At 71.6% G+C, this 11,016-nt stretch carries 10 protein-coding genes; 3 read left to right on the plus strand and 7 right to left on the minus strand.

Annotated features, from left to right (window positions below):
* Nucleotides 1-19: 19 nt before the first annotated feature.
* From BUB75_RS47930 to BUB75_RS38360, 6 genes are all read right to left on the minus strand, one after another.
* Nucleotides 20-1,606, minus strand: coding sequence for a hypothetical protein (locus BUB75_RS47930; protein WP_073264685.1), 1,587 nt, complete (start codon nucleotides 1,604-1,606; stop codon nucleotides 20-22).
* A complete protein-coding gene (locus BUB75_RS38340; RefSeq protein ID WP_073264687.1) occupies nucleotides 1,600-2,499 on the minus strand; it encodes a protein phosphatase 2C domain-containing protein in 900 nt (299 codons plus the stop codon). Before BUB75_RS38340 ends, BUB75_RS47930 begins: the two co-directional genes overlap by 7 nt.
* Complete coding sequence (locus BUB75_RS38345; protein WP_073264689.1) at nucleotides 2,496-3,185, minus strand: vWA domain-containing protein; 690 nt, start codon at nucleotides 3,183-3,185, stop codon at nucleotides 2,496-2,498. Before BUB75_RS38345 ends, BUB75_RS38340 begins: the two co-directional genes overlap by 4 nt.
* Before the next feature lie 5 nt (nucleotides 3,186-3,190).
* Entirely contained in the window at nucleotides 3,191-5,413 is a 2,223-nt protein-coding gene (locus tag BUB75_RS38350) for an SPFH domain-containing protein (protein WP_143175685.1), read from the minus strand.
* Nucleotides 5,410-6,354, minus strand: a complete 945-nt coding sequence (locus BUB75_RS38355) for a TIR domain-containing protein (RefSeq protein ID WP_073264693.1) — start codon at nucleotides 6,352-6,354, stop codon at nucleotides 5,410-5,412. The genes BUB75_RS38350 and BUB75_RS38355 overlap by 4 nt, the downstream gene beginning before the upstream one ends.
* 121 nt (nucleotides 6,355-6,475) lie before the next feature.
* Complete coding sequence (locus BUB75_RS38360; RefSeq protein ID WP_073264695.1) at nucleotides 6,476-7,879, minus strand: MFS transporter; 1,404 nt, start codon at nucleotides 7,877-7,879, stop codon at nucleotides 6,476-6,478.
* Nucleotides 7,880-8,076: 197 nt separating this feature from the next.
* Between BUB75_RS38360 and BUB75_RS38365 the strand changes: the two genes are divergently transcribed.
* From BUB75_RS38365 to BUB75_RS38375, 3 genes are read left to right on the plus strand one after another with little or no spacing between them, the layout of a single operon-like run.
* On the plus strand, nucleotides 8,077-9,297 hold the full coding sequence (locus BUB75_RS38365; protein WP_073264754.1) for an inorganic phosphate transporter: 1,221 nt from the start codon (nucleotides 8,077-8,079) through the stop codon (nucleotides 9,295-9,297).
* 14 nt (nucleotides 9,298-9,311) lie between these two features.
* Nucleotides 9,312-9,626, plus strand: coding sequence for a hypothetical protein (locus tag BUB75_RS38370; protein WP_073264697.1), 315 nt, complete (start codon nucleotides 9,312-9,314; stop codon nucleotides 9,624-9,626).
* A gap of 4 nt (nucleotides 9,627-9,630) precedes the next feature.
* A complete protein-coding gene (locus tag BUB75_RS38375; RefSeq protein WP_073264699.1) occupies nucleotides 9,631-9,942 on the plus strand; it encodes a DUF3349 domain-containing protein in 312 nt (103 codons plus the stop codon).
* A gap of 56 nt (nucleotides 9,943-9,998) precedes the next feature.
* Here the strand turns inward: BUB75_RS38375 and BUB75_RS38380 are convergent, their stop codons facing one another.
* Complete coding sequence (locus BUB75_RS38380) at nucleotides 9,999-10,985, minus strand: DUF4231 domain-containing protein (RefSeq protein WP_073264701.1); 987 nt, start codon at nucleotides 10,983-10,985, stop codon at nucleotides 9,999-10,001.
* Nucleotides 10,986-11,016 lie beyond the last annotated feature (31 nt).

The raw sequence follows: 11,016 nt of genomic DNA on the forward strand, positions 1-11,016 counted from the left end.
GCACCCGTGACGTGAGACGTCAGATGTTCTCGGGGACCCGGAGGCCGTGGTCCGGGGCGATGTCCGCCCACAGACGCAAGACTTCATCCTTGGCGAGGTTCGCGGTCGTGGAGTGCTCATGGCCCCGGTCTCTAGCGTCCTTCGCCCGCTTCGGATCGGGGCACCATCGCCGCGCCGCCTCGGTGAACGACTCGTCGGCGAGGTAGGACTCGGTCATCGCGATGGACAACTGCTCCGTGAGTTCGTCCTCGTCGGCGACCCAGCGGAGATCGAGCTCCTGCACGTCCCGGCGGAGGTCGGCGCGGCTCTTCGTGACCTCGGTCAGCGCGTCGATGACGTCCAGCTGGTCGTCACCCGCCCCAATCGTCGGCCTGGGCCCCGATTCACAGGACCATTTCTCGGCCGGCAACAGGGCCACCATCCGGCCGTAGTCCTCTTCCGACTTCGCCAGGATCGCCGCCACCTCCTTCGCCTCGTTGGCGCGGAGATGGCCGACGAACTTCACGCCCGCGTACCCCACGAGGAACAGGACGGAGAGCACCAGCGCGGCCAGGAGCGCGTTCCGGACGACCTCCCAGCCGCGCCACGCCGCGATCCACCGTCCGACCCGGCGCAGCACCCACCAGAGCGCCGACCCGATCCACCGGGCCACCCGCCAGGTTCCTCGACCCGCGGTCCGGGTGACGTTTCCCGCCCCGAGCGCCGCCCGGCTCCGGTTCGGCAGCGGGGTCGCGCTTCCGGCTCCGGGTTCGGTGGAGATCACGGTCAGCGCCTGCAGCCAGTCCACCGGTGCCGGTCTGGTGCCCACGTCCGCGGTCAGACCGGTCCGGGCCAGCGCGCCCAGCCGGGCCGACGCACGGCTCAGCGCGGCCGGGTCCTGGGTCTGCTGGTCGCCGGCGAACAACCGCACCGCGAGCAACGCGAGCTTGTACGCGTCGCTCTGTTCGGTCGCCAGTGCCGCGCCGGGCGGAGCCGCCCAGCCGCCGGTCTGCGCCTGCGGGAGCACCGAGCGGCCGCGCAGCGCCATCGCGTCGCAGTCGACGAAGAAGCAGCGTGGTGTGCCGTCCAGGTTCGGGTAGACGTTCAGCGGCGACAGGTCGCCGACCGCCACCCCGAATCGGTGCAGGACGCTCAGCGTCTCGGCGACGTCGCGGAGGAACGCCAGCCGCCACAGGTCGTCGACCTCGACACCGGCCCGGCGCAGATAGTCCTCGTCGTTGAGCAGGTGCTGCACCTGGCACGGCTGGCCGGTGCCGGGCAGCGCCAGCGGCCGGAGGAACGCCGCGGGCACCCGCTGCATCAGGAAGCCGACCGCGCGCCCGTCCCGCTCGACCACGGTTTCCGGCCAGGCCGTCCGCTCGTCCAGGAACTGCCGGGTCACCGACCCCGCCGTGCGGCGGAAGCGCACCAGGTCGCGGAGGACGCCCGCATCCACCCGGTCGCGCCACTCCGGCCGGTACTCCTTGTACACGACGGCATTCGGCAACACGCGGCCGTGCACGGCGGTGACCTCGTACACCAGTCCCTGCCCGCCGTCCCCCAGCAGGTCGGGCGCGAGCGTGAGCACGTCGGCGACGACTCGCTCGCCGAGACCGGTGGTCAGCACGGCGGATCGGGGTCCGACCAGATCGCGAGCAGCGTCCGGTCGTCGTCGAACGTCTCCCGGGAGAAATCGAGCACGTGCGCGAAGCGCAACGCCGAGGGCGGCGTCGCCAGGACCTCCGCGACCAACCGGCCGACCTGACCGGTGCCGTCCCCGAGAGGGTCGCCGAACCCGTCGGTGCCGACCAGCACGACGTCCCCGGGCGCCAGATCGACGCTCTGGGGCCGCACCACGTCCGGGACCACCGGCAGCGCAGCGGTGGCCGACCGCACCACGACGGGGTCACCCGGAGCCGAGGTGAGCGCCTCGAACGCACCGCCCCGTAGCCGCCACGCGGCGGTGTCGCCGACCCGCACCAGCGTCGCGGCGGGCGGCTCGGGTCGGACGAGACCGGTCACCAGCGTGGTCGCGAAGCGCGCGGCGGCCGCACCCTTATCGTCCCCGGCGTCCCGGACCAGCGCGGCGGCGGCGGCCCCGACGACCGCGTCCCAATCGACGGCGTCCCAATCGATCGCGTCCCCGTCGCCCTGCGCGTCATCCAACGACCGGAGAACAACCCGCACCGCGGCGCGGCACGCGAGCGCGGCCCCGACGTGCGCTTCCCCGGCTGCCGAGACCCCGTCGGCGACCGCGAACACGACCGCGCCGCTCCCGGGATGCGCGACGGCCACGGCGTCGTCCTGACGGGGTGTGCCGTCGTAGCGGTGGGCGTACCCGCGCACCGACGCCATTCGCACGGTCAGGCGGCCGGCCGACCACGCGTCGCACACGGTGTCCGGCCGGTAGTCGCCGGGTTCCGGCGGACACGGAGGACGTGGTGCGAAGTCCACGGTCGGGACCCCGACGACGGCGGGCAGCGCGAGGACGTCACCCTCGTCGGACGGCCCGCCGGTCACACGACGTCCAACTCGACGCGGAACCGGCGCGGCGGTTCGACGATCAGTTCCTGCGGTGCGTCCGCTGGCGCGCTCGTGGAGGCCACCAGGCTGCGCAGGAGGCTGCTGAAGAACTCCTGGATGGCCGCACCGATCTGGGCCGGTTCGGTGGAAACGAACGCGAACGTCGGCTGGGTGGCGACCCGCCGGATCACGTCGCCGTCGACCGCGCCGATCCCGAACGCGATGATATTCGGCGCCGCCGGAGTGAGCATCCGGTCGACGAGCCGGTCGCGTACCGGCGACCACCCCGGTTCGTCGGTGGGGTTGCCGTCGCTGAGGAAGAACACCGCCGGCCGGTACACCCGGTAGCCCTCGCTCTTGAGCCGTGCGACGTCCCGGGGGATCTGGTCGGCCAGCAGCCGGAACGCCTCGCCGTACTCGGTCGCGCCACCGGTCCGCAGCGGCGCGAACTCCACTGCCGAGCGGAGGTCCACGAGGTGGCTGCGCAGCGTGGCGTCGGTGGCGAAGCCGAGCACGCTGAATCGGACCTTGGCCGCGGCCATCGGCTGCCCGCCGAGTCGCTGCCGGATCGAGTCCAGCCCGTCGTTCAGCTGGTCCAGGTAGGGGCTCATCGAGTCGGACTCGTCGGCCACCACGTACACCGGCCAGAGCTGCCCGGCCACCTCTGCTGGGGACTGCGTCATCGTCCTCACCGCTCTCTCGAATCGGCCCGGCCGGCAGGCACGAACCCCGACGGACACCGCGCCTCCATCTCCCGGCCGTCGAGCACCGCGCGCGCGAGCTGCTCGACCCAGGACCGGAGCAGCTCGCCGACCCGCTCCTCGGTCTCAGGCGACGCCGGGTCGGCCGCGACCAGCGCGAGGCCGGGCCCGGTCGCCAGCGCCGCCACGGTCGCCGGGTCCGCGGTCCCGATGCCGCAGGCCAGGATCTCCGGCGCGTACCGGGTCCGGTCCCGGTCGACCAGCCGGTCACGCAGCGGCCGCCACTCATCGTCGGCCGTCGGTGGTCGCGCGGTCAGCACGATCACCTGGGGCCGACGGACCCGCAGGCCCTGGTCCTTGAGCATCGTGACGTCGCCGGGGATGCGGTCGCCCAGCCGGGCGAACAGCGCACGCAGCGACGGGCGCCCGCGAGCGACCAGCCCGAACTCCGGCAGCGCTCCCGCGACGCGGCGCAGCGGCAACCGCTCGTCGGCGGTGTCGCCGAGCCCGACGACCGCGAGCCGCAGCACGGCACCCACGGCCGGCGCCTCGATCAGGTTGCGGCACAGCGCCCGGACGCCGCGCTCCACGGCGCCCAGCCGCTCGGCGGACTCGTCGACGACGAGATAGAGCGGTACACACGTGTCCTCGGCCGTCGACGTCGACAGACCCGGCGGGGGCGCCGACGGGACTGGCGCCTCGACCACGCGCGGGCCGTCGGTGCCGAGCACCCGGTCGATCAGCGAGTACATCCGGTTCACCGGCAACTCCCGGAGCAGCGCGTCGCCGTCCCCGGCGATCACGCTCGGCATCTGCATCGCGGCGAGTTCGGCGAGGAAGATCTGGGTGGTGACGACGTCCTTGCCCAACAGGCGCAGCCGGTCCTCCAGCGCCACCGATTCCAAGCTGCGGTCCTCCCTGTCCCCGGCCCGGCGGATAGTGCGGATCTCCTCTTCCTTCTCCGCGATCTGCCGCTCGTAGTCCAGCGCCGCGCCCCGGTCGCGCACGGCGGCGAGATACCGGCGCAAAACGTCGAGTTCCGGGGTTTCGGATTCGAATTCGTTAAGCGTCGTTTTGACCGCTTCGACGCCGTATTCGCTGATCGCTTCCCGAACTCGCCCTTCCAATTCCAGACGGACTTCGTCATGGCGGCACATGAAGACGAGGACCCGGTGCGCGGCGGCGGTCGCGTGGAAATAGCTTTCCACCGTCCGGCCGATCACCCGCTCGACAAAACGCTGAACCGGCGCGCGTGACGTCGTCGGGCTGGGGCTGGGGTGGGCGACGGTCTCCTGTTCCCCGAATCGCCCGATCAGGTACGGAGCGGCGGACGGCGGAATGCGAATCGTCTGCGACATGTCGAAACGCAACCAATGACCTTCGACGTTGATCCGGATCTGGTCCAGCGCGACGTCGAAATTGTCGTCGGGTTTAGTACGCTTCGCCCATTCCAGCGTGAGGTCGCGCGTGGGAATGAGCACGACCCGGGCGAACCACGGGTTGATCCGGTACACGCCGCCCCGGCTCAGCGTCTCGGCCTGCGCGCCGCGACGCCCGCCGCGGGCGAGGAAGACCTCCGGACGCTGGAAGCTCGCGTGACCCTCGACAACCGGCGCGACGACGCCGTGCTGCTCGAGCGCCGGTGCCCCTTCCTGGACGACGACGACCCCGGTCGCACCCATCGGCACGCTGATCTCGTGCAGGTCGGCGGCGGTGAGCCCGTAGCGTCCGGCGCCGACCGTGTCGACGGTGACCACCTCGAACAGGTGCGGGTTGACGTCGTAGGAGCCGCCACCGAGCAGGACCGCCTGCTGACGTCCGACCTGACCGCCGCCGAGCAGGAACGCTCGTCCGTCCTGGAACGAATCGCACTCGACGTGCCTGGCGAGCGTCCGATCGGGCTCCGGTGGAGCGCCATGCTTGGCGACCACCACGCCGATCGTCCCGGTGGGCACGGTCACGCGCGGGACGAACTCGACGTCGTAGAGCCAGCGCGGCCGGAGATAGACCCGGTCGGCGTTCAGCGTGGCGGCCTGCGGACCGGCGCCGCCGCGGGTGCGGACCTTGAAGTCCGCTCCCGGATGCCCGCCGTAACGGCGGTAGACGACGCCGACGTGATCGCCGGGCACCCGGACCGCCGACGCCGACGCGACGTAGGCGCAGCCCACGAGGATCGCGACGCCGAGGACCGGCAGCACCCAGTCCGTCACCACCGCGCGCCTCCGGCCGGCAGGTGGCGGTGAACGGCGAGCACCGTGCGCATCCACTGGTCGTGCCAGGACGGGTACCGCTCGAGCTGCGGGTTGCGCAGCGTCGGGAAGAAGCCGGGACGGCCTTGGCCCCGCTCGACGAACAGCCCGTACCGCGGAGTGGCGCCGCCGCCGGTGCGCCAGCCCAGCGCCGTTGCCATCCGGCTGAAATCGCGGACGGTGAGCTCGTCGCCGGCGTCGGGCGGCCGGCTCACCCGCCACCGCGCCTGCGCCCGGAAACCGAAGCCACCCGACGAGTGCCGCGCCCACAGCGCGTCAACCTCGTCCAGCAGGGCACGCGGCAGCGCGTCCCCGTCGTCCTGGCGTAGCCATCCGTGGGATAGGCGGCCCACCGAGTCCAGGAGCAGCGCCGTGGTGAGGATGTCGGCGTGCGCGGTCTCGCCGCCGGCGAGGTGGGCTTCGATCCGGCGCAGCGCGGCGCCGGACGCCGGTGTCCGCACCAGGTCGTCCGCCGGGGCTTGCGGCAACACGATCGTCGGGGCGTCGTTCGCGCCGGTCAGGGCCTTCTCGGAGAGCTCACGCAGCTGCTCGACCTCGGCCCGGCCGGGAAGCCGGTCACCACGGGCGTCGAAATAGTGCGTGGCCGCTAACAGGAAGAACCGGTCACCGCGCAGGAGAATGGGAAGAAACTGTCGGTCGGACCGCTGTCCCTCGAGGATTTCCCGCTCGACCCACTCGGACTTTTCGGCCTCTGGAGACATAACGACAAGAATTGCGAGCGCCTGTCGAATGTGACTATTGATGGCGCGAGTGAAACTCGTTCCCCAGCGGATATCGGCATCGATCCACACCGATAAGTCGTGCACGCGAAGATGGTGCGCGAGGCGCATCGCGTACTCCGCGTCGGAGCGCGCGTAAGAGACGACGAATGCCCGGCTCAACTATTTCCCCCCCGTGCATTTCGACGGCGGCTGAAACGCGGAGGGCCGCGGTCGAAGAATGGTACGGCGCCCTCACTATAGTGAGCCGGGCGAAGTCATCGGGGCCCGCGCGGAAATCGGCTCAGGATCGTCGGGGCAACAGCAGGCAGAGCAGCGCTCCGGTCACCGCGGCGACGGCCGCGACCAGATACGCGAGCCGGAACGCCCCGAGTCCGGTCGGCAGGAGACCCTCGCCGTCGGTCACGAACGTGTCGGCGAGCAGTACGGCCATCACCGCGCTGGACAGCGAGGTGCCGAGTGAGCGCATCAGCGTGTTGAGGCCGTTGGCCGCGGCGGTCTCCCCCAGCGGGACGTTCTGCATGATCAGCGTCGGCATCGCCGCGTAGGCGAGCGCGATGCCGAGACCGGTGAAGATGCCGATCAGGACGACCTGCCAGACCGCCTGCATGAGGAACGTGGCGGTCGCGAACGCCGTGCCCAGCACCAGGGCGCCCACCATCAGCGTCGTCCGGGCGCCCCGGGCCGCGGACAGCCGGGCGGACAGCGGTGACGCGAACAGCATGACCAGGCCGCTCGGCGCCATGCACAGGCCGGCGGCGAGCATCGACTGCCCCAGGCCGACGCCGGTGCTGGTGGGTGCCTGCAGCAGCTGGGGCAGGATCATCACGCTGCCGTACATCGAGAACCCGATCAGCACCGAGGCGACGTTGGTGACCAGCACCGGCCGCCGGACGGTGGTGCGGAGGTCGACGAGCGGTCCGGGGCGCCGCAGCTCGTACAGCGTCCAGAGCGGCACGACCACGGCCACCACCGCGGCGAGGAGCCCGATCACCGGGCTGGTCCAACCCCAGGAGTTGCCCTTCGAGATGACCAGCAGCAACGCGGTGAGCCAGACCGCGAGCCCGAGCGCGCCGAACGCGTCGAACCGGCCGCCGGGCCGGAGCCCGGACTCCGGCACGGTGACCGCCACCGCCACCAGCGCCAGCAGCCCGATCGCGGCGGCGCCCCAGAACAGCACGTGCCAGTCGAGGTGTTCGGCGACGAGCGCGGACGCGGGCAGCCCGATCGCGGCGCCGGTGCCCATCGTCGAGCTCATGAACGCGATCGCCGAACCCTGCTTGTCCGGCGGCAGAATGTCCTTCATCAGGCTGATGCCCAGCGGGATCGCGCCGGAGCCGGCGCCCTGCAGCACCCGGCCGACGACCATCAGCGCGAGCGAGCTGCTCAGCGCCGAGAACACCGCGCCGACGGCGAGCAGTCCGAGCGAGATCATCATCATCCGGCGTTTGCCGAACATGTCGCCGAGCCGTCCGGCCACCGGGGTCGCGATCGAGGCGGAGAGCAGCGTCGCGGTGATCACCCAGGTCGCGTCGTCCGGTGCGGCGTTCAGCAGCCGGGGCAGGCTCGGGATGAGCGGCACGACGATCGTCTGCATCACCGCGGCGACCAGGCCGCCGCTGGCCAGCACCGGGACGATGAACCGCGGGGTCGCTGGGGCCTGCGGCGGGGTGGTCGGCCGCAGCATTTCGTTCACCACGGTCGGCGTCCCCCACGAGCTTTGGTTGTTGAAAGCAACAACACGCTAACATGGGCCCCGCGGTACCGAAAGCCTTTCCGCAAGCCCTGCCGCCCCGGCAGAACCAGGTAAACCGCGCGCGAACAGTGGGTGGACTTCGGGCACGTGTCGTTTCGGCGATTGGTTGCGACGTGCACCCCTACGGCGTGACCGCTGCAACGGTAATTCTGGTACTCGTCGTGATTACCGCGCTGACGTTCGACTTCACCAACGGTTTCCACGACACCGCGAACGCGATGGCCACGTCCATCGCCACCGGGGCGCTCCGGCCGAAGACCGCCGTCGCCCTGTCCGGGATCCTCAACCTGATCGGCGCGTTCCTCTCCGTCGAGGTCGCGCTCACGGTGACGAACGCCGTGGTGAAGATCCAGAACTCCGACGGTGCACCCAAGGAGTCGCTCGCCGCCGACGGCGGTCAGGCGCTCCTGCTCATCGTGCTGGCCGGGCTGGCCGGCGCGATCATCTGGAACCTGCTCACCTGGTTACTCGGACTGCCGTCCAGTTCCTCGCACGCGCTGTTCGGCGGCCTGATCGGCGCGACGATCGCCGGCCTCGGCTGGAGCGGCGTCAACTGGAACGGCGACGGCAGCAAGCTCGACGGCGTCGTCGGGAAGGTGATCCTGCCCGCGATCCTGTCGCCGCTGATCGCCTGCGCGATCGCCGCCGCCGGGACGTTCCTGATCTACGCCGTTGTCCGCGGCGTGACCCAGCGTTACACCGAGACCGGCTTCCGCTGGGGTCAGATCGGATCGGCGTCGCTGGTCTCGCTCGCCCACGGCACCAACGACGCACAGAAGACGATGGGCGTCATCACGCTGGCACTGATCGCCAGCGGGCACTGGACCGACACCGAAGCGATCCCGTTCTGGGTCAAGGCCTCCTGCGCGATCACGATCGCGGCCGGGACGTACCTCGGCGGCTGGCGCATCATCCGGACGCTCGGCAAGGGCCTGGTCGAGATCACGTCGCCGCAGGGCATGGCCGCCGAGAGCGCCTCGGCCGCGGTGATCCTGACGTCGAGCCACCTCGGGTTCGCGCTGTCCACCACGCACGTCGCGACCGGCTCGATCCTCGGCACCGGGATCGGCAAGCGCGGCGCCGCCGTGCGGTGGCGCGTGGCCGGACGGATGGTCACCGCCTGGCTGATCACGATCCCGAGCGCCGCGCTGGTCGGCGCGCTGCTCTGGTTCGTCGGGGATCTGCTCGGCGGCGGCCTGACCGGCGCGCTGGTGGTGTTCGCGCTGCTCTGCGCCGCGGCCGGCGCGATGTACCTGCGCTCGCGGCTGGCTCCGGTCCATGCGGGCAACGTCAACGACGAGTGGGACGACGCCCCGGCGCGGCCCGCCCGCACCCCCGCGTCCGTCTAGATCGGAGAGAACTCGTGCACAACGTGTCACTCGCCTTCGAGGCGGCCTGGAAGGTCCTGCTGATCGGTCTCGTCCTCGGCGCCGGCCTGCCGACGCTGTTCGCGTTCGGGATCCGGACGATGGCCTGGGGACAGGGCGGCGAGGCCGAGGTTCACGCCGCCGGGACCTCGGCGCCGCCGCCGCACCCCGGCGGGCGCGCGATCGGCATCCTGTGTTTCGCGCTGGTGGTAGCCGCCGTCGCCCTGGGCATCGCGTACATCGTCCTGTTCGGACTCGGGAAAGAGCTGAGCTTCGAGCACATCTACCCGACCATCCAGAGCAAGGACTAAAGCGATGAGCGAACCGCGCGCCAGTTTTGTCGCCCGTGCGCTGGAGTGGCTGCGGGCCGGGTACCCCTCCGGGGTGCCCCGCCAGGACTACGTCGTGCTGCTCGGTCTGCTCCGGCGAAAGCTGACCGATCAGGAGGTGCACGCGATCGCGTCCGATCTCGCGGTGCTCGCGATGAACGGTACGGAGATCACGACGGCAGCCGTCGAGCAGCTGATCAACGAGGCCACGCTGGACGAAGCGTCGGTCGAGGACGTGGCGCGGGTCTCGGCCCGGCTCGCCGCGGGCGGCTGGCCCCTCGCCGACGCCCCGGCCTGAGCGAGGAGGCCGCGCGCGGCCCCGAACCCCCAGGGGTCGCGCGCGGGCGACTCGCGTCAGGACTCGGCGGCGGGGGTGGGTTTGCGGACTTCCTCCGCGGGGGCCGGAACTGCCTTGCGGACGTCGTCGACCGTCAGCGTGGTCCCCGGATCCGACCGGGACGCCAGCCAGAGCGTGTGCTCGCGGCTGATCGCCTCCTCGGCGTCCGCGACGATCCCCGGCCAGTCCTCCTCGGTGGCGTCCGCCAGCCGGTCGGCGGCGATCGCCAGCTCGGTCGCGGCCACCGAGTACGCGGCGGCCAACTCGTCGTGCCGTTTGATCCCGAGCCAGGCCGCCGCGGACGCCACCACCGCGGCGAGGATCCCCGACCAGTCGCCCTCCCACCCGCTGAACGCCCGCCCTGCGGCCGCGATGATCGCCGCGACCTCCCCGAGAACCAGCACCAGCCGCCAGAACTGCGCGCGCACCCGGTTCCGCCCGGCCGCGCTCGCGTACCAGTGCTGCTGATCGCTGATCCGGTCACGCAGGTAGACCGCGAGGCGCTCCTCCCGCGAGCCCTGGCGCAGCGCGGCCATGCTCTCGGTGATCAGCGGCCCGTGCTCGGAGACCACGATCCGGTCGCTGCCCTTGATCACCACCGCCCGCACCCGGTCGCGCAGCAGCCGCTTGGCGTCGGCCTCGGGCAGGGTCGGCGGGAACGGCGAGCCGCCGACCGCGTACTTCCAGGCGAGCGTCTTGACCGACTCGGCCACCGCACGGCCGTGGTACCAGTCCCGCTCCGGCTGCTGGACGAACAGCGTCAGCTCGGCCACCAGCGCGACGACAAAACCGATCAGCGCGACGAACGCCCAGAGGTCCTTCCCGTCCACGGTGAGCGTCAGCCCGCCGCCGAGCGCCGCGACCACCGCGCCCAACAACCGGGCACGGTTGCAGTGCAGCGTCCGCCGCTGGCCGCGTAAGGCCGCGTTGTCGGCGGCCTCGAACAGGACCGGCAGTTCGTCGCTGGTCAGGGACAGTCGCGTCCCCGGGTCGTTCCCGCCCACATCGTCCTCCCCCTGGTGCACCCTGTTCCAC

The organism is Cryptosporangium aurantiacum, assembly GCF_900143005.1.
Classification (GTDB): Bacteria; Actinomycetota; Actinomycetes; order Mycobacteriales; family Cryptosporangiaceae; genus Cryptosporangium; species Cryptosporangium aurantiacum.

Coding starts and splice junctions, on each gene's coding strand:
- BUB75_RS38375 (WP_073264699.1), top strand. CDS start 9,631: ATGAGCGAACCGCGCGCCAGTTTTGTCGCCCGTGCGCTGGAGTGGCTG.
- BUB75_RS38345 (WP_073264689.1), bottom strand. CDS start 3,185: ATGACGCAGTCCCCAGCAGAGGTGGCCGGGCAGCTCTGGCCGGTGTAC.
- BUB75_RS38360 (WP_073264695.1), bottom strand. CDS start 7,879: ATGCTGCGGCCGACCACCCCGCCGCAGGCCCCAGCGACCCCGCGGTTC.